Here is a 21,331-nt window from a genome sequence, read left to right on the forward strand (position 1 = left end):
CACCGCGTCGGTACGCACGGCAACACCGCGTTCGCGCTCGTCGGCGTGCTCGACTACGCGCGGGTCGTCGGCGACGCCGACCTCGAACGCGAGGCCGCGGCTGCGGCGCGCCGCCTCTACGCGGACGACACCGCCGCGGTCGTCGGCGCGGAGCCGGTCGGTTGGGACTTCGTCTCGCCCGCGCTGACCGAGGCGGACCTCATGCGCCGCGTCCTCGACCCGGACCCGTTCGCGTCGTGGCTCGACGACTACCTCCCGGACCTCGCCGCGCCGCCGCACGACGCGCTGTGTTCGCCGGTCGACGTGGAGCCCGACGAGGGCGACGGCGCCGCGATACACCTGATCGGGCTCAACGTCTCCCGGGCGTGGTGTCTCGCCGGACTGGCCGACGCGCTCGACGGGCGGGACGGCCCGGCCGCGGACCGGCTCCGGGAGCCCCTCGATGCCGCGGCGCGCCGCCACGCGGAGGCCGGGGCCGCGGACGTGCTCACCGACGACTACGCGGGGTCGCACTGGCTCTCGTCGTTCGCGCTGTACCTGCTAACGCGGAACGAGGGCGGCGTCGCGCCCGGCGCCGCCTAGTCGGCTCCCGTCGACTCGGGCCCGTCGCCGTCGATCCGACCGGCGGACTCGCCGTCGGCCGGGCCGGCCGAGTCACCGTCGGCGATGTCGAGCGCGTCGTCGGAGAGGTCGCTGCCGTCGAGCCGGGGGATCCGCTCGCGGAGCCTGGCGGCGGCGGCGCGGGCTTCGGCGAACTCCACCTCGGCGAGCGCGCGCACCAATGCGACCGCGCGCTCGGCCCGTGCGCGCTGCCACGATTCCTCGCGCGACTCGTAGGTGCGGATCGCGCGCAGGAAGTCGACCTCGGAGAACTCAGGCCAGTAGGGGGCACAGAAGTAGACGGCGGCCTCGTTGCCGTTGGCGTGCCACGGGAGGAAGTTCGAGGTGCGCTCGTCGCCGCCGGTGCGGACGATCAGGTCAACGTCGCGGATCGGGCGGTCGTACAGGCGCGACTCGACGGTCTCGACGTCGACGTCCCCGGGAGCCATCTCGCCCGCGTCCACGTCGCGGGCGATGGCGCGCGCGGCGTCGAGCAGTTCGGTCCGGCCGCCGTACGCCAGCGCGACGTTGAGCGTGAACCGGTCGTTGCCGGCGGTGCGCCGCTCCGCGTACTCGACCGCGTCGCGGACGCGCGGCGGGAGCCGGGCCACGTCGCCGATGGCGCGGACGCGGACGCCCTCATCGTGGACGCGGTCGGCGTCGGCGAACTCGCGCAGCTTGCGTTCGAGCAGGTCGAAGAGGGGTTCCAGCTCCTCGTCCGGGCGCTCGAAGTTCTCGGTGGAGAAGGCGTAGAGGGTGAGCTCCGAGACGCCGAGGTCGGCGCACCAGTCGAGGACTTGTTCGGTGGTGTCCGCGCCGGCGCGGTGTCCCTCGGGAGCGTCGTCGCCCTGCTCGCGGGCGTACCGACGGTTCCCGTCCTGGATGACGGCGACGTGGTCGGGGACGTCGTCGATCTCGCGGCGGAGGTGCCGCCGGTACGCGCGCCCGGCGAGGCCGCGGAGACGCTGCCACATGACGGGGTCCACGACGCCGAACGGTATGTAGCTTTATGAATCGGTCCGGCGACGGTCGACGCATGGAGGCCGCCTACGTCTTCCGCGTCGCCGTCCGACTCGATCCCGCGGACGCCGCCGTCGACCCGGGCCGGTTCGAGACGACGATGGAACTCCCCGCGAGCGACCCCGGTGCCGACGGGTGGCTGTTCTTCCGCGACCGGCTGTGGCGCGGCGAGGTCGGCGACGAGCCGTCGTTCCGGCGGCTGGCCGCGGAGCGCCTCGGACTGGCGGACGCCGCGAGCGTCGAGGTCGCCGCCGCCGACTTCCGCGAACTCCGCACCGACGAGGCGTACCGCGACGCGCTGACGGACGCGATCGCCGCGGACCTCGGCCGCTTCAACGCCGACTCGGTCGACGAGGTCCTCCGAAAGTACCTCGGCTCGTCGGTCCACGTCCGGGGGTGACGCGAGGGGGGAAGCCGGCCGCCCGGACGGCTCCGGTCGGTGTGAGCAGGGATCCCGCGCACCCGCAACGCACTTGCCCGCCCCCGGCGTACGGGTGGACCGTATGGCCGTCACCGATTACGACTTCCACCTGTTCGACCTCGACGGGACCCTCGTCGACGCCGAGTGGGAGTACACCCGAGCGGTGTTCGACCGCGTCGGCGGCCGGCTGGGCCGCGAGTTCTCGGACCGGGAGGCGCGGGTCCTCTGGAGCGGTCTCGGCGGGTCTCGCGCGGAGACGCTCCGCGGGATGGGGGTCGACCCCGAGGCGTTCTGGCCCGCGTTTCACTCCGTCGAGGATCCGGTCGCCCGCGCGGAGGCGACGTACCTCCACGACGACGCCGCGCGGCTGCTCGACCGCGTCGAGGAGGTCGGCGGGCCGACGGGGCTCGTCACCCACTGTCAGGAGTTCCTCGCCGAGCCAGTCCTCGACCGCGTCGGCCTCGACGACCGCTTCGACGCCGTCGTCTGCTGCACCGACGAGACGGGGTGGAAGCCGTCCCCCGACCCGATCGAGACCGCGATGAGAGACCTCGGCGTCGATCCGACCCGAGGTCGCGGCTACTACGTCGGCGACGGCGAGAGCGACGTGGCGGCCGCCTGGAACGCCGGCCTCGACGCGGTCCACGTCGAGCGCGTCGGCCACAACGAGCGCGGGCGGTGCGTGCTCGGGGACCGGCGCGTGCGCCGGCTCGACGAGCTTGTCGACGCGTCGTGAGCGATTTATGCCGCCGCGGGCCGACTCGCGACACATGACGAAGTGGTTCCACAGCGGCCGCCGCCGCGACCTCTGCGCGCTCCTGTACGAACACGGGGAGCTGCGCGCGCAGTCGCTGAAGAGCCGGCTCGAATCGCACTACGACGAGCGGATCGATCCGGGATCGTTCTACGGCACGCTCTCCGCGCTCGTCGAGGCCGGCCACCTCCGCCGGCGCACCGAGGGGATCGCGGACGTGTACGCGCTCACCGAGGCGGGCGAGGCAGCCCTACTCGACCACTACGCGTGGCTCGGCGAGCGGATCGCAGGCGGCGACAGCGAGGGGACCGGAGGAGGCGGCGACCGGCCCGAGCGAGAAGCGGAACGCGGCGGCCCGGACCTCAAGGATTAACAACTTCCGCGGTATGATTTAATATATGACAGTCGTCAGCGTGTCCATGCCGGAGGAGCTGCTAGAGCGCATCGACAACTTCTCCGACGAGCACGGGTACACCGGCCGCAGCGAGGTCGTCCGCGAGGCCTCCCGGAACCTCCTCGGCGAGTTCGAGGACGCGAAGCTCGAAGACCGCGACCTCATGGCCGTCGTGACGGTGCTTTTCAACTACGAGACGACGAACGTCGAGGAGCGGATGATGCGCCTGCGCCACGAGGATGAGGGGATCGTCGCCTCGAACTTCCACAGCCACGTGGGCTCGCAGTACTGCATGGAGCTGTTCGTGTTGGAGGGCGAGCTCGCGGAGATATCGACGTTCGTGGGCAAGGTCCGCGCGACGAAAGACACGCTCACGGTCGATTACAGCGTCACCCCGGTCGACGAGTTCGGTCCCGGCGCGCTCGGAGACGCCGGCGCGCACGGCGGACACGATCACGGCGAGTCCGACGACGGGGGAACGGAGGGCAGAGAGGTGGAAGAGAAGGGGACGGAGGACGGCGCGGCCGCCGAGTCGAGCGGAGACGACTGATCGGAGACGGGACCGGCCCGCGGGACCTCGGCGCCCTCAGACGCTCTCGGGCCGGACGGACTCGAGCGCCGCGTCGAAGTCTTCCCCGGTGATACCCACCTCGTCGGCGTGGTCGTTTGCGGCCTCGCCGTGCTCGTCGGCGACGCGCTCGATGGCGCGCATCGCCGCCGCCCGCGACAGCGAGGCGATCTCGGCCCCGGAGAACCCCTCCGTCTCGTCGGCGACGCGCTCCAGGTCGACCTCGTCCGTGAGGGGCTTCCCGCGGGTGTGGACCTCCAGGATCTTGCGGCGCGCCTCGCGGTCCGGCTCCGGCACCTCGACGTGCGTCTCGAGCCGGCCGGGGCGGAGCAGCGCGGGGTCGAGCGCGTCCCGCCGGTTGGTGGCCGCGAGGACGACGAGGTTCGGGTTGTCGCTGGCCCGGTCGAGCTCCGTCAGGAGCTGGGAGACGACGCGCTCGCTCACGCCCGAGCCGTCGCCGCCCGCCGCGTCCCGGTCGGTCGCGACCGCGTCGATTTCGTCGAAGAAGACGATCGCGGGGGCCGCCTGCCGCGCGCGGTCGAACAGCTCGCGGACCGCCTTCTCCGACTCCCCGACGTACCGGTCGAGCAGCTCCGGCCCGGCGACCTGGATGAAGTTGACGCCGCTCTCGCCGGCGATGGCGCGCGCGAGCAGCGTCTTCCCGGTGCCCGGCGGGCCGTACAGCAGGACGCCGGTCGGGGGGTCGGCGCCGGCGGCGTCAAACAGCGGCCCGTACGACAGCGGCCACGTCACGGCGCGTTCGAGCTCCCCCTTGGCGTCGTCGAGGCCGCCGACGTCCGCGAAGTCGGTGGTCGGCTGCTCGGCGACGTACTCGCGCATCGCGCTCGGCTCGACGTTGGCGTGCGCCGCCTCGAAGTCCGCCTTCGTGACGGTCACGTCGTTCAGCGCCCGTGAGTCCGACTCCCGGGCGCGACGGAGCGCGGTCATCGCCGCCTCCTGCGATAGCCCCTCGATGTCGGCGCCGACGAACCCGTGCGTCCGGCCCGCGATCCGGTCCAAGTCCACGTCGTCCGCGAGCGGCATCCGGCGCGTGTGGACGTCGAGGATCTGCCGCCGCCCCGACTCGCCGGGCACGCCGATCTCGATCTCGCGGTCGAAGCGCCCGCCGCGCCGGAGGGCGGGGTCGATGGTGTCGACGCGGTTCGTCGCGCCGATGACGATCACGTCGCCACGGGCGTCGAGCCCGTCCATCAGCGAGAGCAGCTGGCCGACGACGCGGTTCTCCACGTCGCCGCCGTCGTCGCGCTTGCCCGCGATCGAGTCGATCTCGTCGAAGAAAACGATCGCAGGGGCGTCGTCGCTCGCGCGCTCGAACACCTCGCGGAGCCGCTCCTCCGACTCGCCCTTGTACTTCGACATGATCTCCGGGCCGTCGACGGTGATGAACGTCGCGTCGACCTCGTTGGCGACGGCGCGGGCGATGAGCGTCTTCCCCGTCCCCGGCGGGCCGTGGAGGAGGACCCCCTTCGGCGGGTCGACGCCGAGCCGGGTGAACACCTCCGGCTCGGAGAGCGGGAGCTCGATGGTCTCCCGGACCAGCTCCAGCTCCTCGTCCAATCCGCCGATGTCCTCGTAGGTCGCGCCTGCGGTGTGTTCCTCGGGCGGCGACCCGCCCTTCGGACGGCCGTCGTCGCCGGGCGTCTCGGTCCCCGGATTCGCCGGCCCGCTGGCGCGGTCGCTCCCCGGCGCGGCCGACGCGTCGGCGCGGTCTCCGGCGGACCCGGCGCCGTCCTTGTACTCGACGGAGACGTCCGTCGAGGCCGTGATGCGGACGGTGCCCGCCGGGTCGGTCCGAGCGACCACGAACCGGAGTCCGCCCAGTCGCTCGACGTGGACGGCCTCGCCCTCGGTGACGGGGCGGTCGCGGAGCTCGCGGGAGAGCGCCCGCTCGACCACCTCGCGGCTCACGTCCACCTCGGCGAGCCGCCCGGGCGCGGCCAGCGTCACGCGGTCGGCGTCGGCGACGTCGACGGCCGCGATCGTGACAGTATCGCCGACCTTCACGCCGGCGTTCGCACGGGTGTCGGCGTCGATGAGGACGGAGCCCTCGGCGGCGTCGGGACCGCCCGGCCACACCTTCGCGACGGCGGTGCGCTCGCCGCGCACCTCGACCGTGTCGCCGCTGAGGAGGGCGAGCCGCTTGCGGGCCGACTCGGGGAGCCTAGCGATGCCCCGGCCCGCGTCCCGCTTCTCGGCGGCACGCACCGTGAGCCGGAGCCCTGCGGTGTCGTTCATACCACCAGTTCTCGCCGGCGGCTCTTTACGCTTGTCCGGTCGCGGCGGAGCCGCGCAGTCCGGCGTGTCCGTTGGGAGGGATGGGCCGGACGAGAGGGCGCGATCGACGGCGGCTCGTCACCGTCGACTTATCGGCCGGACCACGCGCCGACCGCGTGATCCGCTGCGAGCGGGACGGCCGCCCGGGCTCACTCGTCCAGCACGGTCGTACCGCGGCCGATGCGGGTCTGGTAGGCGCGCGCCTCGATCCCGGCGCCGGCGAAGGCGTCGAGCATCTCGGCCGCGACGGCCCGGCGGTCGCGCTCGCGGCAGGCCGCGATCACCGCCGGACCGGCGCCGCTGACGGTGACGCCCGTCGCGCCGGCGTCGAAGGCGCGTTCGCGCACGCCGTCGTAGCCGGTGATCAGGCGCGCGCGCTCGGGCGTGACCACCGGATCGGTCATGCCGAGACCGACGAGGGCCGGGTCGGAGCGACACATCCCGACCGCGAGCGTCGCCGCGTTGCCGACCGTCTCCACGAGGTCCTCCATCGAGGCGGTCTCGGGGACGACCCGGCGCGCGTCGCGGGTCGAGACCGCCACGTCGGGGAGACAGACGACCAGGGGGACCGCGGCGTCGACCGAGTGCGTGCCCTGGGCGGTCGTCACGGTGAAGCCGCCGAGGATCGAGGGCGCCACGTTGTCAGCGTGCGCGACCCCGGAGACCACCGCCTCGCCCTCGGCGGCGATCGGGACCAGCTCCTCCCGGGAGCGGCCCCTGTCGTACAGTCGGTTGAGCGCCACGGCCGCGCCCGCGGCGCTCGCGGCGGAGGAGCCGAGCCCCGACGCCGGGCGCACCCCCTTGTCGATGTGGATGCGCGCGGGGGCGTCGAGGGCCTCGACGACGGCGCCGACCGTGTTCTTGTCGGGGTCTTCCGGAATGTACTGCGCGCCGACGCCGGTGACCTCGATCGTCGTCTCGGCCGCCTTCTCGACGGTGACGACGTCGGCCGGCCGCGAGAGGGCCGCCCCGAACACGTCGAAGCCGCTCCCCAAGTTCGCGCTCGTCGCGGGGGCCCGTACCGTTACCATGGCGGGGAGTGTCCCCGGTGGGGCAAAAAGGAGCGGGATCGAACAGAAGTCGAAACCGCGGGGGAGCCGACCGAGTCCGTCTAGGGGGTCGAGAGAGCTGAGAGGAAGAGAGTTCGGCCGCGCGCGCCGCTCGACGGTCAGTTGACGCGGTTCTCAGCGCGCCATCGTCCACAGCAGCGTGCCGACGAGGACGAGCGGGATGCCGAGGAGGATGAACGTCGGCGGCATCGTCGTGTACGGGGCCATCAGGAAGATGACTCCGAACACGGCCATGATCGACGCGAGGGCCTTCTGGGACTTCAGCGGCGCGACACCCAGAAGCGAGACGACGAGCCCGAACAGTAGGACGTGCCCGAGGTGGTAGTCGAGCAGGAACGTGTCGATGACCAGCGGCGAGATCATTCTTGTCCGGAGGTGCGAGCGATTCGCGCATTAAAGTTCCGTTTCTCGTGGCCCGGCCGGGCCGCTGCGTGCCGATCTTATAAGGGCTGTCGGCGCGACCGCCGATCGTGCGACTCGTTCAGGTCATGATTCCGGCGGGCAAGCGGGCCGCTGTCGTCCGCGCGCTCGACGACGAGGGGGTCGACTACGTCGTCACCGACGAGACGAGCGGCCGGGAGTACACCGCGGTCGCGACGTTCCCGCTGCCGACCGCCGCCGTCGAGCCGGTCCTCGACCGACTCCGGGAGGCGGGGATCGACGAGAGCACGTACACCGTGATCGTCGCGGCCGAAACGGTCATCTCGCGCCGGTTCGAGGCGCTCGAAGAAGAGTACGAGGCGGACGCCGAGCGGAGCGGCGACCGCATCTCGCGGGAGGAGCTCCAGGCGAAGGCGGACGACCTCGCCTCGGGGCTCGGCACGTACGTGCTGATGACCGTCATCTCGTCGGTGATCGCCACGGCGGGGCTGCTGCTCGACTCGCCCGCCACCGTGGTCGGCTCGATGGTGATCGCGCCGCTCATTGGGCCGGCGATGTCGGCGGCGATCGGCACCGTCGTCGACGACGAGGCGCTGTTCCGGCGGGGAGTGCGGATGCAGGTGATCGGCGTCGCGGTCGCAGTTATCGCGGCGACGGCGTTCGCGTTCGCGCTGCGCTCGCTCGCCTTGGTTCCGCCCGGGCTGGACCCGCTCGAACTCGCGGAGGTGTCGGAGCGACTCGCGCCGAACGTCCTCGTGTTGGTCGTCGCGGTCGGGGCCGGGATCGCGGGCATCGTCTCGCTGATGACCGGCGTCTCCGCGACGCTCGTCGGCGTGATGATCGCGGTGGCGCTCATCCCGCCCGCGGCCGCGGTCGGCATCGGAATCGCCTTCCGGATCCCGCGGCTCGTGATCGGGGCGGGCGTCATCGTCGCGGTGAACGTCCTCTCGATCAACCTCTCGGCGCTCGTGATGCTATGGTACGAGGGGTACCGCCCGCAGCGGTGGTTCCGGGAGGACGAGGCACGCGCCGCGTTCCTCAAGCGCGCCGCCGTCCTCGCGGTCGCCATCGCGCTGCTGTCGGTGTTCCTCGGCGGCGTCACCTACGAGTCGTACGTCGCCTCGACCACCGAGGCCGACATCCGCGCCGCCGCGAGCGACGAGTTGACCGCGCTGGACGCGGAGTTCGAACTCCTCGATCTGACCGTCGAGCGGACGGGAACCGTCCCGCCGCTCGAGACCGACCGGGTCGTGATCCGGGTCGGCACGCCCCCCGGCGGCACCGTCGAGGGGCTCGCGCCCGCGCTCGACGACCGGATCGAGTCGGTCGTCGGCGGCGAGGTGGAGGTCGAGGTCCGCTCGGTGACCGTCGAGCGCGCCTGAGTCCGTCTCGTTCTCCCGACCGCCCTAAGTCCGTCTCGTTTCGCCCGACCGCCCCTGAACTCGTCTCGTTTCGCCCGTCGCTGCGGTCCGCCGGTTCGCGTCCGCGTGATCGGAAGAGCAAGGGCTTTTTATCGGGCCTCCGTGGGCTCGGCCAGTGACGGATCCCACGCAATCCGACGACGATTCCATGCGAGAGGTCGTCGAGCGGTCCCGGAGCGGCGCGCCCGCGGTCGGCGAGGCCGTCCGGGACCGGTTCTCCTCCGACGAGGTGTTCCAGCGGATCATCGCGGCCGCGGACGAGGAGGTGACCTCCGGGAGCCGCGAACTCTTCTTCAGCGGGCTCGCCGCCGGGCTGGCTATCACGATCACGTTCATGCTGTACGCGTCGCTGACCGCGGCGACCGACTCTCACCCGATACTGAGCGTCCTCCTCTACCCGCTCGGGTTCATCTACATCATCATCGGCGGGTACCAGCTGTACACCGAGAACACCCTGCCGCCGGTGGCCCTGACCTTGGAGCGGCTCGCGAGCCTCCCCACGCTCCTCCGGCACTGGACGATCGTCCTCGCGGGCAACTTCGTCGGCGGCGGGATCGGCGCGGCCGTCCTCTCGTACGGCGGCGTCTTCACGGGCGACACCGTCGACGCGGCGCGGTACATCTCCGAGGGGGGATTCGGCGTCCCGTTCGTGCCGCTGTTCTTCAAGGCCGCGATGGCGGGGCTCGTCGTCGCCGGCGTCGTCTGGGTCGGCTTCGCCTCCACCGACTCCGTCAGCCGGATGCTCGTCGTCTACCTCGCGTTCCTCGCGATCCCGCTCGGCGACCTGTTTCACGTGGTCGTCTCCTTCACCGAGGTGCTGTACCTGTTCTTCCAGCACGGCATCCCGCTGTACGGCGCGGAGATCAGCCTCTTCTCCGGGCTCGTCGGCTTCGTCCTCCCGGTCCTGCTCGGGAACACCATCGGCGGGGTCGTCCTCGTCACGCTCGTCAACTACTTCCAGACCAGCGAGGAGCGCCTCGAAGAGGCGCGCTTCGAGGGCGTGAGCCGCCGCCTCACGGTCCCCGAGTGGGTGTTCGGCCGCGCGGCCGGGCGCTCGTACGTCCCGATATTGGACGCCACCGAGGCGACGCTGTTCGCGGGCGAGGGGTACCGGGTCATGGTACCGATCACGAACCCCCGGACCGACGGCCCGATCGTCGACCTGGCGGCGCGGCTCGCGAGCGACCACGACGACGGCGTCGTCCACATCGTCCACGTCGTTCAGGCGCCCGAGCGCATGTCGCTGTCCACCGGGGACGCCGGGCGGCGCATCGCGGACGTCTCCGGCGAGGGGATGGCGAACCTCCGGTCGACCGCGGCCGACTACGACGTGGAGGTGTCGACCTCCACGGTCGTCTCGCACCGCTCGTTCGAGGAGGTGTTCAACATGGCGCGGCGGACCCGGCCGGACGCGGTGCTGATGGGGTGGGGCGACGACCAGCTCTGGAGCGCCGCCCGCGCCGAGCGGCCGATCGACGAGCTCACCAACCAGCTTCCCTGCGACTTCCTCATCCTCAACGAGCGCGATCTCGACACCTCGCGGATCCTCATCCCCACCTCCGGCGGCCCCGACTCCGACCTCAGCGCGGAGGTGGCGAAGGTGCTCGCCGACGCCACCGGGGCCGAGGTGACGCTGCTTCACGTGGTGGACGGGCCCGGAAACAGGGGACGGGGCGAGGCGTTCCTCGCGAACTGGGCGGCGGAACACGACCTCGACGACGCGGAGCTCGTCGTCGACGACGGCGGCGACGTGGAGGACGGCATCTGTCGGGCGGCCGCCGGAAAGACGCTGGTCATCATCGGAGCCACGGAGAAGGGGCTGCTCTCGCGGCTCGTCTCCAACTCGCTCCACCTCGACGTCATCCACGAGGTTGACGCCTCGGTGCTCCTCACAGAGCGGCCCAGCAGCCGGTCGCTGCGCGAGCGGCTGTTCGGCTCCGGCCGCCGCGCCGCAACCGTGACCGGCGGCGTCGAGCGCGAGTCGAACCGCTCCGAAGGGACGGACGTGCAGTCCGCCGCGGACCGCGGTGACGGCGGTATCGAGGGTACCAGCTCGCAGGGCGACGGCGACTCCGACGACGCGGACGCGGGCGACTCCGGAGGCGCGAGCGACGACGCGTTCATCGCGGACCACGACGACGCGGACGAGGAGATCACCGAGGACGCGGCCGGCGAGCGCGACGGCGACGACGGGCGGTAACGAAAACGACTCTTTGCGTTATCTGCGGTTTATACGTGCTTTCGGACCGACTAAGCGCGTATGAACAGGCGACTGACAGCGATCGTTGGCATCGCGGCCCTCGTCGCGTTGGCCGGCTGTGCGGGGTTCGCGGGCACCGCGACCCCGACGGACGGCGACGAGGCGCAACTGGAACGGAACATCGAAGTGACGGCGACGGGCGAGGCGACCTCGGCGCCCGACCGCGCCACCCTCCGCGTCGCGGTCACCGCGACCGGGTCGGACGCCGCGGCCGTGCGCGACGAACTGGCCGCGGGCGAGGAGGATCTCCGGGCGGCGCTGACCGAGTGGGGCCTCAGCGACGACGCGATCCGGACGGAGCGGTACGACGTACAAGAGAGCTACGAGACCCGCGACGACCCGAACCGGACGCGGTACCAGGGCGTCCACCAGTACGCGATCGAACTCGACGACGTCGACGCGGTCGGCGAGGTGATCGACGTCGCGATCGACGCCGGCGCGGACGAGGTCCAGCGGATCGAGTTCGGGCTGAGCGAGGAGACCGAGCGGGAGGTCCGCGAGGAGGCGATCACGCAGGCAATGTCGAACGCCGACGCCGACGCCGCCGCGCTCGCCGACGCGAGCGGGCTCGAGGTCTCGGGGGTCTACGAGGTGTCGACCGGGCGGTCGCAGTCGCGGCCGTACGTCGCCCAGACGTACGAGTCGGCCGCGGGCGGCGACGCCGGGGCCGCGACCGCCGTCGAGAGCGGCGACGTGAGCGTGAGCGTCTCGGTGAACGTCGTGTACGAGGCGGCGCCGGCGTAGCGCCGCGAGGAGCCTTTTTTCGCGGTTCCCGACCGTCGAGCGCGTCGACCGACTACTCCCCGTCGCGGGTGGGGAGGTCGGGCTCGTAGCCGACCGCGTCGACGGCCATGTCGAGGACATCCTCGACGTTCTCGTCTTCCGTGACGCTCATCGTCGCGTCGACTGATTCCGCCTTGACGCCCTCGAAGCGGTCGTGTTTGTTCGCCACCGTGAGCAGCGGCACGGCCGCGCCGAACAGCTCGCGGGCCTCCTCGCGGAGTTCGAGCTGGACCTCGAGCGGGTAGCCGCAGTCGCCGGAGGGGTCGATGACGAAGATCACGGCGTCCGCGAGGTGTTCGAGGGCGCTCACCGCCTGCCGCTCGATGTCGTTGCGCTCGTCCGCCGGCCGGTCTAAGAGTCCGGGCGTGTCGACGATCTGGTAGCGGATGTGGTCGCGCTCGAAGTGGCCGATCTGGACGCCCTTCGTGGTGAACGGGTACTCCGCGATCTGGTTCGACGCGCGGGTGACCCGGTTGACGAACGACGACTTGCCGACGTTCGGGTAGCCGGCGACGACGACGGCCGGCTCGTCCGGGTCCACGTCCGGCAGGACCTTCAGCTGGTCCCGGGAGTCGCCGATGTAGCGCAGGTCGTCTTCGATCTGGTCCATGATGTCCGCCATGCGGGCGAACGCCTGCTTCCGGTGTTTCCGCGCGGTGTCCACGTCGGAGTTCCGGACCTTCGTCGTGTACTCGTCGCGGAGGTCCTCGATCTGGCGGCTCGCCCACATCACCTGCGAGAGCGCCTGGCGGAGGCGGTCGACGTCGACGAGTGCGTCCGCGAGCTCGTAGTAGAACGGGTCGACGTCGAAGCCGAAGTCGGGCCACGAGGTGACGACGTTCTCCAAGTTGTCCGAGAGCACGTTGCCGGCGGTCCGTAGCATCGACTCCTGCGCCTCGTGGCCGCGCTTCGCGCGCCCGGCTCGCGCCGCCCGCGAGAACGCCTTGTCGACGAGCTCCTCGGAGCGCGGAGTCGTCGGGAGGCCCTCGAATATCATGTTACCCCGGCTTCGCCGCCGACGCGTATAAGAGCGTCCGTTCGCGGACCGCCGCGACACGGCGGCACACGGGCGGACGCGGCGGGTGCCGCGGGGCCTGCCGAAGCCGCTCACCGTAAGCGGCAAGATCTATCGCTATCTATCACACGCATATTTCGAGCCATACTTATGCTTCAAAGGAATACAATCGGACATGGCACGCTCGTTCACCCCGACGGCGTACGACGACCTGGATCCAGACCGCCGCCCGAGTCTCGCGGCGGCGCTGGTCCCGGTCCTCGCCGTCGTGGCGTTCCTCGGAATCGGCTCGGCCGTCCTCGGCCTCGACCCGCACCCGCCGCTGTTGTGGAGCATCGCCTTCGTCGGCGCGTTCGGCCTGTGGCTCGGCTACGACTGGGACGCGCTGTTCGACGGGATCGCGAACGGCCTCGTCATGGGGCTCCAGGCGCTCCTCATCATCTTCACCATCTACGGGCTGATCGCGACGTGGGTCAGCGCCGGCACGATCCCCAGCATGATGTACTACGGCCTGGAGATCTTGTCCCCGACGACGTTCCTCCCCGCGGCAGCGGTCCTCGCCGCGATCGTCGCGTTCGCCATCGGTTCCTCGTGGACCACCGTCGGGACGCTCGGCGTCGCCTTCGTGGGCATCGGCGCGGGGCTCGGCGTCCCCGCACCGATGACGGTCGGCGCGGTCCTCTCGGGCGCGTACGCCGGCGACAAGCAGTCGCCGCTCTCCGACACCACGAACCTCGCCGCCGGCGTCACCAACACCGACCTGTACGGGCACATCCGACGGATGCGGACCGGCACCGCGATCGCCTTCGGTCTCGCGGTCCTCGGCTTCGCCGCGCGCGGCCTCCGCACGAGCGGCGACATTCCCGCCGGCGAGATCGCGGCGATCCAGGGCGGTCTCACCGAGACGTACGCGGTCACCGCCGTCGCCTTCGTCCCGCTCGTCGTCACCTTCGGGCTGGCGCTGCGGGGGTACGCCGCGCTGCCGACACTCGTCGCGGGCGTGTTCGCCGGCGCGCTCACGACGATCCTCCTCCAAGGGACCGGATTCGTCGCCGCCTGGGAGATATTCATGTACGGGACCTCGCCGGAGTCGGCCTCTACGACCGTGAACGAACTCCTCGCGACCGGGGGACTCACCGGCTCCGCGTGGACGATCACGGTCGTCGTCGCCGCGCTGTCACTCGGCGGCATCTTGGAGCGCACCGGCGTCCTCGCGGTGATCGCCCACGCGTTCACCTCGTCCGTGCGGAGTCCGGGCGCGCTCGTCGCCGGAACTGGTGTCTCCGCGATCTTCATCAACGCCCTCACGGCCCAACAGTACATGAGCATCGTCCTGCCGGGCGTCACGCTCCGGAACACCTACGACGAACTCGGCCTCGACACCGACCAGCTCTCGCGCGCGGTCGAAGCGGCCGGGACGCCGACCGGCGCCCTGATGCCGTGGCACGCGGGCGCCGTCTTCATGGCGAGCGCCACGGGCGTCCCGACCATCGAGTACGCGCCGTACTACCTGTTCGCGTTCCTCTCGCCGTTTGTGCTGTTCGTTATGGCCGGGACCGGCCTCACGATCGACGCGGATCCGACCTCGGCCGACGCCGACCCGGCGGAGACCGCCGCCCCCGGCGACGACTGAGTCCCGGGATCGTCCGGTCGCCCCCGGGTTCGACACGTTTACGCGCCCGCCGGGCCGTTCGTCTCACATGAGTCTGGAGGTCGCCGTCGCCGCCCCGTTCAAGGCTCGGGCACAGGACCGGCTCGGGCAGGGGGAGTTCGTCGTCGCGCTGTCGCTGGAGCGCGAGTGGTTCTCGCCCGACCAGGCGAAGCGGCTCGTCGACGTCGCGCTCGGCCGCGGCCTGCTGGCGTCCGAGGACGGCGATCTGGTCCCGCAGTTCGACCCGGCCGAGGTGACCGTCCCGGAGGGGTTCACCCCGGACGAGTCGGTCCTCCGCGAGCAGTCCACCTTCGAGAGCGCGCTCGACGCCGTCGTCGCCGCGGGCGTCGAGAAGCAGCGCGCCGTCGCCGCGATCAACGAGCGTCAGCGGGCGCTGGCGGTCACCATCGAGGCCGCCGCGGTCCTCTACGCCCGCGAGCAGGGCGTCGCGGTCGACCGCCTCGCGGTCGACGTGCGCGAGGAGCTCGCCGCCGAGGCGGGCGACGCGGGAGGCGATCCGACCGACGCCGACGACTCGGGGGCGGCGTGAGATGGTGACGGACCGACTCGCGGACGGCGTCCGGATCGCTCAGCTCCTCGCCTCCGAGGTGACGGGGAACGAGAGCAGGCTCCGCGGGCTGACCGTCGCCGACGCCGACCCCGATGTCGAGCCGACTGCCGACGGCGCGCTGGCGTACCGGATCGTCCGCGAGCGCGACGGCTCGCCAGACGGGGACGCGTCCGCGGAGACCGACCCCGACCCGACCCTCGCCAAAGTGTACGTCCAGCCGGACCGCGCGCGGATCGAAGCGGTCGCGGCCCCGGACGCGGTCGCGGACGCGGCGAGGGAGGTCGACCTCCGCGTCCGGCCGAAGGCGGTCCGCCCGCCCCGGACGCTTGTGTTCGTGGAGGACGGCGCGAGAGTGAAGCGCGCGCTGGCGGTCCTCGAAGCTGTTCGGAGCGAGTCGAACGATAGATAGCCGGACAGCGCCGAACCGCGGAAAAACGTCTCGTCGCCGCGCGTCTACTCGCGCTGGCCGCCGTCGCCGACCGCCGCGCTCGGGCCGGGGCCCGACGCGGGACCGGTCCCGCCGCCGGAGACGTCGAAGTCCCGGACGAGCGAGCCGAGCCGCTCCGCCTGCTCCGCGAGCGACCCGGCCGCCGTCGTCGCCTCGCTCATCGCGGTCAGCTGCTCGTCAGCGGCCTCGGCGACCGCGTCGGCCTCGTCGGCCGTCGACCCGCTGATCTCCGCGACCTCCTCGGCCATCGAGACGGTCTCCTCAGTGCTGGCCGCCTGATCGTCGGTGGCCCGGCTGATCTCGCGGATCCCCTCGTCGGTCTCCGCGGCGTTCTCCGACACCCGCGCGAACGCGTCCGCGGCGTCCTCGACGGCGTCGGCCCCGGCGGCGATGTTCTCCTCGGCGCTCCGGACCGCCTCGACGGTCCCCTCGGTCTGCGACTGCGTGGCGCCGATGAGCTCCTCGATCTCGGTGGCGGCGTCCTGCGTCTCCTCCGCGAGTTGCTTCACCTCGTCGGCGACGACCGCGAACCCGTCGCTCCCGCCGCCGCTGCCACCCGCGCGGGCGGCCTCGATGTTCGCGTTCAAGGCGAGCAGGTTCGTCTGCTCGGCGATGTCGCCGATGAGGTCGACGATCTCGCCGATGTCCTCCATCCGGTCGTCGAGCTGCTGGACGGTCCCCGCGGCCGAGTCGAGCGCCTCGCGCGACTCCTCGACGCGGCCGATCGCCGCCTCGGCGGTCTCCTCGCCCTCGTCGGCGATGTCGGCGGTCTGCTCGGCGACCGAGACGACCGTCTCGGTCGAGGAGGCGACCTCCTCGATCGTCGCCGAGAGGTCGTTCATCTCGTCGGACACCTGCCGCAGCATCTCGCGCTGCTCGTCGGCGCCCTCGGCGATCTCCGTGACCGACCGGCTGACGGCCTCGCTCCGGTCGGACGCGGTCTCGACGCCGTCGACCGTGTCCGCGCTCGCGGTCGACACGTCCTGCGCGAACGACCGCACCTCGCCCATCGCCGCGTCGATGTCCTCCATCATCTCGTTGAACGCCGCGCCGATCTGCGCCATCGCCTCGCTCTCGCTCTCCGCGTCGAGCCGGACCGTGAGGTCGCCGTCTGCCGCCCGGCCCATCGCGGCGCTGTAGTCGTCCGCCTTCGTCTCGAGGTGGCTGTTCAGCCGCTCGACCTCCTCCCGGCGCTCCTCGACCTCCGCCTTCGCCGCCTCGACGTCCTGGATCTCCGCCTGCTTCCGCTCCGCCAGTTCCAGCTGCTCGCGCGCCGCCTCGCGCGACTTCTCGATCGAGTACCAGTTGACCATCAGCGCGCTGGCCAGCGCGAGGACGAAGACCGCGTGAATGCCGCCCCAGACGATCGGGTTCTGTATCGCCGCGGTGTGGTTGTAGACGAGACTCGAATCGATGAGGCTGAACGCGCCGTGGCCGACCGCCACGTACACGACGCCGACGGCGCACGGGAGCCAGTCCTCGTACAGCGCGAGCACCCCGATAAACACGAAGAAGCTGAAGTGCGCCTCGATGTAGCCGCCCGACAGCTTGACCATCGCCATCGAGACGGTCATGAGGCTGAACGCGGAGAGCACCGTCCGCTGACGGCGGCCGAGCCGCGACCAGCTTGCCAGCGCGCCGGTGCCGAGGATGACGGCGACGAACCCGCCGAGCCTCCACAGCGGCGTCGCCGGAATCTGCGCGCCGGTGAACGACTCCGTCCCGTTGTAGAGGCCGAGCCCGATCAGCAGCGGCACCTGGACCGCGATCGAAATCAGGATGTTCCGATGCCGCGGGCTCCACATCTCCTCCGGCATCGAGGTGCCGTCCGGGATGTAGCGGATCACGTCCCGCACGCTCTCCGCCAGCCCGCCCGATCCCCCCGCGTCCACGCCGGTCGCAGTCTCTGCCATGGGCGACGATTGTCGCACGGTATAAAAACACGTCGCCTCCAGATATTATCGCTGATACCGTCTCTCAGGTCCTGAGACGCTGGTAATTAAGCCGCTGAGTGATATCGCGCTGACACAATTTACCCCACGACGTTGCCGATTGTTCGGCGATGATCGAACACGTTCGTCCCGGCGGGCGGAATGACCTCATTGAGTGACACGAACTTCACCGGACGGAACCGGTTTCACTGAGCGAACTCCCGCCGAGTGAACCCCCGCTGAGCGAACTCGCGCCGGGCGCCCAGGTCGTCGACCGCGCGGCCGACGACTTTTATATTGGTCCGGCCCGCCGTACGGTCGTGACGCTCGATCCGATCCACGTCGAGAACATCGCCCGGCTCGCGTACGGCATCGGCGGCGACGTGGACGCGACGGACCACGACGACCTCGCCGAGCGCGTCTGGCGGGAGTGGCTCCCCGAACTACGCCGCGACGGCCGGGTCGTGCTCGCGGCGCTCGGCGACCACGAGCGCCATCGGGCCGCCATCGACGACGTGGCGCTCGCCGAGCGCCCGTTCGAGGCGGTCCACGGGCTCGACTCGGGGACGATCAACCCGACGACGTTCAAGAACGGCCTCGTCGTCGACGTCGCCCACGCGGCGATGGCGAGCTCGCCGACCGACCTCGACCTCCACCGCGACCGCACCATCGTGGCCACCGTCCACGCCGGCGACTCGACCGCCGGCTTCGACAGCGAGTGGACGCGCCGCGACGAGGGCCACACCAAGCAGCGCGTCCTCCACGTCCCGCGGGTGAACCGCTACGCGGAGCGGGTCGTCCACGCGCTCGCCTTATACCTCGCGGAGGGGACCCACGCGCTCGACCACGCCGACCGGGTGGAGGACCTGCTCGTCCTCGACGGCCCCATCTACCCGAAGGAGCTGTTCACGTGGGGCGACCGCGACCCGGCGCTCGGCGCGCTCGCCCGCGAGGCGAAGCCGCGAGCGGTGATCGAGACGTACGTCCGCCTCGTCGAGCGGTTCGTCGAGCGCGACGTGCCGCTGGCCGGCTTCGTGAAGAACCCCGCGAGCGGCACCGCCGTCCGCGCGCCCTCGCGCGCCGGCGTCGAGTCGCCGTGGCCCGACGACACCGCGCTGTTCACCCGGCTGTTGGAGCGCCGCGAGCCGTACGGGGCCGCCGGCGACGGAGAGTTCACCGACGACGACCGGGGCGCAGTGCGCGGCGCGCGGCTCGACGACGACCTCACGTTCACCACGTGGTTCCGCAGCCGCGGCGGCGCGGACGCGCCGATGGCCGCCGACGGCGACGCGCTCGGGGTCGACCGCGAGCTCGACCCCGAGCTGTACGAGCCCACGTTCATGGTCGTCTACGACCCGCGGACCGACCTGACCTACAAGCTGGAGGCGCCGTACGCGTTCACCCGCGACGCGGGGACCCGCGAACGGCTCACCCGGCAGGTGGTCGCCGAGGTGGCGGCGACCCGCGGCCCGCCGGAGCCGGTCGCGAAGGCGGACGCGCTGGCGCGCATCTCAGCCGGCGAGAAGGCGGCGCTCCGCCGGAAGTTCGAGGAGCGGCTCGGCAGCGACCAGCAGGCGACCTACGACGACCTGCGGTGGGGGAAAGAGACGTACTGAACCGGTGCCCCTCAGAGGGCCTGCGCGAGCAGCACCGCGTAGGTGACCGCGTTGTAGATGCCGTGGACCAGCCCCGGCACCACCACGTTGTCCGTCCACTCGTAGAACGCGCCGAGGACGGACCCCAACACGACCACGATACCGACGTACGCCCACTGCTCGACCGGCGTCCCCGAGACCGAGGGGAGGTGGATCAGCCCGAACGCGAGGCTCGCGATGAGCACCGCGGGGACCGCGTCGAACGCGCGGCGGACGGTGCCTTGGACGACGCCGCGGAACAGCAGCTCCTCGACCGGGCCGACCACCGCGAGCGACACCGCGATCATCGCGAGGTAGTACGGGACGGGGTCGCCGGCGGGGACGACCGCCTGATTCTGCCCGGTCGAGAGGCCGACCTGATCGAGCGCGAACAGCGCGCCGTACTGGAACGCGAAGAGGGCGATACCCCCGCCGACGATGATCGCCGCTTCGCGGGCGTCAGGGCGGGAGATCCGGGCGAGCGTCCACTGGTCGGTGATCGCGAGGTAGCCGGCGACCGCGATCGCGAACCCGACGAACGGGAGCAGCGTCTGAAGGAGCTGGTAGCCGGTCGTGCCCTCCGACACCAGCCCGAGGGAGGCGGCCAGCTCCGCGCCCGGCGCGGTGATCGCGCTCGCGACGAGGAGCGCGAACACGATCGCGAACAGGGCGCTCGCGACGCGGAACACGCGCTGGCCGACCGCCGAGGCCGAGAGGTCGTCGCTCATTACAGTGAACACGACTCGCAAGGGCTTTAGACGCACCGGAAGGGGATCGGCGCCGACGACGTCCCCACTCGCAGAGCAGATCAGTCTATTCGCAGCTCGCGCTTCTCCGCGACCGCCTCGGCCTCCTCGAAGTCGCCGCCGCCGAGCAGCCCGCGGGCCGCCTTCTTGCCCCATTCGACGGCGGGCTGGGTGAACGTCGAGACGCTCGCGAGCTCGCCGTACAGCACGCAAGCGGCCTCCATCCCGAACAGGAGTTCGCCGAGCGCGCGTTCGTCGACGCGGTCGATCTCGACCCGCACGTTGGGGACGCCGGCGGCCGCGAGGCTCGCCTCAGTCGCCTCGAACTCGGCATCGAGCAGGCCGCCGAGCGACGAGCCGCCGAGGTACGCGAGCCCGTCGAGGTCCGTCTCGGGGATCGGCGCGTCGGCGCGCTCTGTCGGCCGGACGAGCGTCACCAGCTTGTCGGGTGGCCCGGCGCGGTACAGCTGGAGCTGGGAGTGTTGATCGGTCGCCCCGAGCGCGCGCGCCGGGGTCTGCCCCAGCCCGTCCTTCCCGAGGCTCTCGGCCCACAGTTGGGCGAACCACTCCGCGAACGTCTCCAGCGACTCAGCGTACGGCATCACGGCGTTGGTGAGCGCGCCCCGCTCCGCGAGCGCGTACGTCGCCGCCCCGTAGGCGTACGCGGGCGAGTCGTACAGCGACCCGGCGAGCGCGTCCATCCCGTCGCGGCCCCCCGCGAGGACGGCCTCGACGTCGTGGCCCTGGAGCGCGGCGACGGCGAGCCCGACCGTCGACAGCGCCGAGAAGCGCCCGGGGACGCCGTCGGGCACCGGGAGCGACGGAAGGTCGTGGCGGTCGGCCAGCCGGCGGAGGTTCCCCGACTCGCCCGTCGTGACGAGGGTGCGCTCGGTCCAGTCGACACCCGCGTCGGCCATCGCCTCGCGGACGACGAGGAAGTTCGCGAGCGTCTCCGCGGTCGTCCCCGACTTCGACACCACGTTGACGACGGTGTCGTCGAGCGGGAGGTCGACGAGGCGGCGCCGCGTCTCGTCGGGGTCGACGTTGTCGAGGACGTACGCGTCCACGTCGCTGTCGAGGGCGTTCGACAGCGTCGCCGCGCCGAGCGCGCTGCCACCGATCCCGACCGTCAGCACCGCCTCGGGGCGGTCGAACCCCTCGACCGCGGCGTAGATCGCGTCCGGGTCCGCGGTCTCGGGGAGCGTCAGGGCGGCGTACCCGAACTCGTCGTCGGCCATCCCGGCCGCGATCCGCTCGTGCGCGGCCGCGACGCGGTCGTCGAGTCGGTCCAGCGTTGCCGTCGTGAGCCCGGGCGTCGTCGCCAGGGCGTTGCCGAGGTCCACTCGCATACCTCCCTCACCGCGCGAG

General features: G+C 71.7%; 20 protein-coding genes. 12 read left to right on the forward strand and 8 right to left on the reverse strand.

Annotation, left to right across the window (positions count from 1 at the left end; translation table 11 throughout):
- Window positions 1–582: DUF2891 family protein (locus B9H04_RS01450; RefSeq protein ID WP_139835020.1), on the forward strand; the 582-nt coding region annotated here is incomplete at its 5' end.
- Here B9H04_RS01450 and uppS read toward each other — a convergent pair.
- On the reverse strand, window positions 579–1,574 hold the full coding sequence (gene uppS / locus B9H04_RS01455) for a polyprenyl diphosphate synthase (protein WP_049931053.1): 996 nt from the start codon (window positions 1,572–1,574) through the stop codon (window positions 579–581). The two genes, B9H04_RS01450 and uppS, sit on opposite strands and share 4 nt — an antisense overlap.
- A 62-nt stretch (window positions 1,575–1,636) precedes the next feature.
- On the opposite strand from uppS, the gene lwrS reads away from it, so the two are divergent.
- From lwrS to B9H04_RS01475, 4 genes are all read left to right on the forward strand, one after another.
- Window positions 1,637–2,020, forward strand: a complete 384-nt coding sequence (gene lwrS, locus B9H04_RS01460; RefSeq protein ID WP_049930883.1) for an LWR-salt protein — start codon at window positions 1,637–1,639, stop codon at window positions 2,018–2,020.
- 103 nt (window positions 2,021–2,123) lie between these two features.
- Window positions 2,124–2,777 carry an HAD family hydrolase gene (locus B9H04_RS01465; protein ID WP_049930881.1) on the forward strand — a complete coding sequence of 218 codons (654 nt, stop codon included), beginning with the start codon at window positions 2,124–2,126 and terminating at the stop codon, window positions 2,775–2,777.
- A 34-nt stretch (window positions 2,778–2,811) separates the two neighbouring features.
- Window positions 2,812–3,168: a helix-turn-helix transcriptional regulator gene (locus tag B9H04_RS01470; RefSeq protein ID WP_049930878.1), complete on the forward strand. Its 357-nt coding sequence runs from the start codon at window positions 2,812–2,814 to the stop codon at window positions 3,166–3,168.
- A gap of 25 nt (window positions 3,169–3,193) precedes the next feature.
- Entirely contained in the window at window positions 3,194–3,739 is a 546-nt protein-coding gene (locus tag B9H04_RS01475) for a CopG family ribbon-helix-helix protein (protein ID WP_049930877.1), read from the forward strand.
- A 36-nt stretch (window positions 3,740–3,775) separates the two neighbouring features.
- On the opposite strand, the gene B9H04_RS01480 is transcribed toward B9H04_RS01475, so the two are convergent.
- The 3 genes from B9H04_RS01480 to B9H04_RS01490 form a co-directional block, all read right to left on the reverse strand.
- Complete coding sequence (locus tag B9H04_RS01480) at window positions 3,776–6,013, reverse strand: AAA family ATPase (protein ID WP_049930874.1); 2,238 nt, start codon at window positions 6,011–6,013, stop codon at window positions 3,776–3,778.
- 188 nt (window positions 6,014–6,201) lie between these two features.
- Complete coding sequence (locus B9H04_RS01485; protein ID WP_085682388.1) at window positions 6,202–7,083, reverse strand: homoserine kinase; 882 nt, start codon at window positions 7,081–7,083, stop codon at window positions 6,202–6,204.
- Between the two features lie 153 nt (window positions 7,084–7,236).
- Window positions 7,237–7,485 carry a hypothetical protein gene (locus B9H04_RS01490; protein WP_049930871.1) on the reverse strand — a complete coding sequence of 83 codons (249 nt, stop codon included), beginning with the start codon at window positions 7,483–7,485 and terminating at the stop codon, window positions 7,237–7,239.
- A 125-nt stretch (window positions 7,486–7,610) separates the two neighbouring features.
- Here B9H04_RS01490 and B9H04_RS01495 point away from each other — a divergent pair, with 125 nt between their 5' ends.
- The 3 genes from B9H04_RS01495 (at window position 7,611) to B9H04_RS01505 (ending at window position 11,928) form a co-directional block, all read left to right on the forward strand.
- Entirely contained in the window at window positions 7,611–8,885 is a 1,275-nt protein-coding gene (locus tag B9H04_RS01495) for a TIGR00341 family protein (RefSeq protein ID WP_049931052.1), read from the forward strand.
- A gap of 154 nt (window positions 8,886–9,039) precedes the next feature.
- Window positions 9,040–11,124, forward strand: a complete 2,085-nt coding sequence (locus B9H04_RS01500; RefSeq protein WP_049930869.1) for a formate/nitrite transporter family protein — start codon at window positions 9,040–9,042, stop codon at window positions 11,122–11,124.
- 60 nt (window positions 11,125–11,184) lie between these two features.
- Window positions 11,185–11,928, forward strand: a complete 744-nt coding sequence (locus B9H04_RS01505; protein WP_049930868.1) for an SIMPL domain-containing protein — start codon at window positions 11,185–11,187, stop codon at window positions 11,926–11,928.
- Between the two features lie 52 nt (window positions 11,929–11,980).
- Here the strand turns inward: B9H04_RS01505 and B9H04_RS01510 are convergent, their stop codons facing one another.
- A complete protein-coding gene (locus B9H04_RS01510; RefSeq protein WP_049930867.1) occupies window positions 11,981–12,964 on the reverse strand; it encodes an NOG1 family protein in 984 nt (327 codons plus the stop codon).
- Window positions 12,965–13,157: 193 nt separating this feature from the next.
- Here B9H04_RS01510 and arcD point away from each other — a divergent pair, with 193 nt between their 5' ends.
- From arcD to B9H04_RS01525, 3 genes are all read left to right on the forward strand, one after another.
- A complete protein-coding gene (gene arcD, locus B9H04_RS01515) occupies window positions 13,158–14,615 on the forward strand; it encodes an arginine/ornithine antiporter ArcD (RefSeq protein ID WP_085682389.1) in 1,458 nt (485 codons plus the stop codon).
- A gap of 67 nt (window positions 14,616–14,682) precedes the next feature.
- A complete protein-coding gene (locus tag B9H04_RS01520) occupies window positions 14,683–15,183 on the forward strand; it encodes a DUF2240 family protein (RefSeq protein ID WP_176450702.1) in 501 nt (166 codons plus the stop codon).
- A gap of 1 nt (window position 15,184) precedes the next feature.
- Window positions 15,185–15,613: a hypothetical protein gene (locus B9H04_RS01525; RefSeq protein ID WP_085682390.1), complete on the forward strand. Its 429-nt coding sequence runs from the start codon at window positions 15,185–15,187 to the stop codon at window positions 15,611–15,613.
- A 44-nt stretch (window positions 15,614–15,657) separates the two neighbouring features.
- Here the strand turns inward: B9H04_RS01525 and B9H04_RS01530 are convergent, their stop codons facing one another.
- Complete coding sequence (locus B9H04_RS01530; RefSeq protein ID WP_085682391.1) at window positions 15,658–17,565, reverse strand: methyl-accepting chemotaxis protein; 1,908 nt, start codon at window positions 17,563–17,565, stop codon at window positions 15,658–15,660.
- A 338-nt stretch (window positions 17,566–17,903) separates the two neighbouring features.
- Between B9H04_RS01530 and B9H04_RS01535 the strand changes: the two genes are divergently transcribed.
- Window positions 17,904–19,199 carry a DNA double-strand break repair nuclease NurA gene (locus B9H04_RS01535; protein ID WP_085682392.1) on the forward strand — a complete coding sequence of 432 codons (1,296 nt, stop codon included), beginning with the start codon at window positions 17,904–17,906 and terminating at the stop codon, window positions 19,197–19,199.
- A gap of 11 nt (window positions 19,200–19,210) precedes the next feature.
- Here the strand turns inward: B9H04_RS01535 and B9H04_RS01540 are convergent, their stop codons facing one another.
- Together B9H04_RS01540 and B9H04_RS01545 are read right to left on the reverse strand one after the other, a co-directional pair.
- Complete coding sequence (locus B9H04_RS01540) at window positions 19,211–19,945, reverse strand: CPBP family intramembrane glutamic endopeptidase (protein ID WP_085682393.1); 735 nt, start codon at window positions 19,943–19,945, stop codon at window positions 19,211–19,213.
- 80 nt (window positions 19,946–20,025) lie between these two features.
- Entirely contained in the window at window positions 20,026–21,312 is a 1,287-nt protein-coding gene (locus tag B9H04_RS01545; RefSeq protein ID WP_049930857.1) for a hypothetical protein, read from the reverse strand.
- Between the last annotated feature and the right edge of the window lie 19 nt (window positions 21,313–21,331).

This window comes from Halorubrum ezzemoulense DSM 17463, assembly GCF_002114285.1.
Taxonomy (GTDB): Archaea; Halobacteriota; Halobacteria; order Halobacteriales; family Haloferacaceae; genus Halorubrum; species Halorubrum ezzemoulense.

Bases quoted from the DNA above. Each gene is read 5' to 3' on its own strand.
- uppS (WP_049931053.1), bottom strand. From the start codon at position 1,574: ATGTGGCAGCGTCTCCGCGGCCTCGCCGGGCGCGCGTACCGGCGGCAC.
- lwrS (WP_049930883.1), top strand. From the start codon at position 1,637: ATGGAGGCCGCCTACGTCTTCCGCGTCGCCGTCCGACTCGATCCCGCG.
- B9H04_RS01465 (WP_049930881.1), top strand. From the start codon at position 2,124: ATGGCCGTCACCGATTACGACTTCCACCTGTTCGACCTCGACGGGACC.
- B9H04_RS01470 (WP_049930878.1), top strand. From the start codon at position 2,812: ATGACGAAGTGGTTCCACAGCGGCCGCCGCCGCGACCTCTGCGCGCTC.
- B9H04_RS01475 (WP_049930877.1), top strand. From the start codon at position 3,194: ATGACAGTCGTCAGCGTGTCCATGCCGGAGGAGCTGCTAGAGCGCATC.
- B9H04_RS01480 (WP_049930874.1), bottom strand. From the start codon at position 6,013: ATGAACGACACCGCAGGGCTCCGGCTCACGGTGCGTGCCGCCGAGAAG.
- B9H04_RS01485 (WP_085682388.1), bottom strand. From the start codon at position 7,083: ATGGTAACGGTACGGGCCCCCGCGACGAGCGCGAACTTGGGGAGCGGC.
- B9H04_RS01490 (WP_049930871.1), bottom strand. From the start codon at position 7,485: ATGATCTCGCCGCTGGTCATCGACACGTTCCTGCTCGACTACCACCTC.
- B9H04_RS01495 (WP_049931052.1), top strand. From the start codon at position 7,611: ATGATTCCGGCGGGCAAGCGGGCCGCTGTCGTCCGCGCGCTCGACGAC.
- B9H04_RS01505 (WP_049930868.1), top strand. From the start codon at position 11,185: ATGAACAGGCGACTGACAGCGATCGTTGGCATCGCGGCCCTCGTCGCG.
- B9H04_RS01510 (WP_049930867.1), bottom strand. From the start codon at position 12,964: ATGATATTCGAGGGCCTCCCGACGACTCCGCGCTCCGAGGAGCTCGTC.
- arcD (WP_085682389.1), top strand. From the start codon at position 13,158: ATGGCACGCTCGTTCACCCCGACGGCGTACGACGACCTGGATCCAGAC.
- B9H04_RS01520 (WP_176450702.1), top strand. From the start codon at position 14,683: ATGAGTCTGGAGGTCGCCGTCGCCGCCCCGTTCAAGGCTCGGGCACAG.
- B9H04_RS01525 (WP_085682390.1), top strand. From the start codon at position 15,185: ATGGTGACGGACCGACTCGCGGACGGCGTCCGGATCGCTCAGCTCCTC.
- B9H04_RS01530 (WP_085682391.1), bottom strand. From the start codon at position 17,565: ATGGCAGAGACTGCGACCGGCGTGGACGCGGGGGGATCGGGCGGGCTG.
- B9H04_RS01540 (WP_085682393.1), bottom strand. From the start codon at position 19,945: ATGAGCGACGACCTCTCGGCCTCGGCGGTCGGCCAGCGCGTGTTCCGC.
- B9H04_RS01545 (WP_049930857.1), bottom strand. From the start codon at position 21,312: ATGCGAGTGGACCTCGGCAACGCCCTGGCGACGACGCCCGGGCTCACG.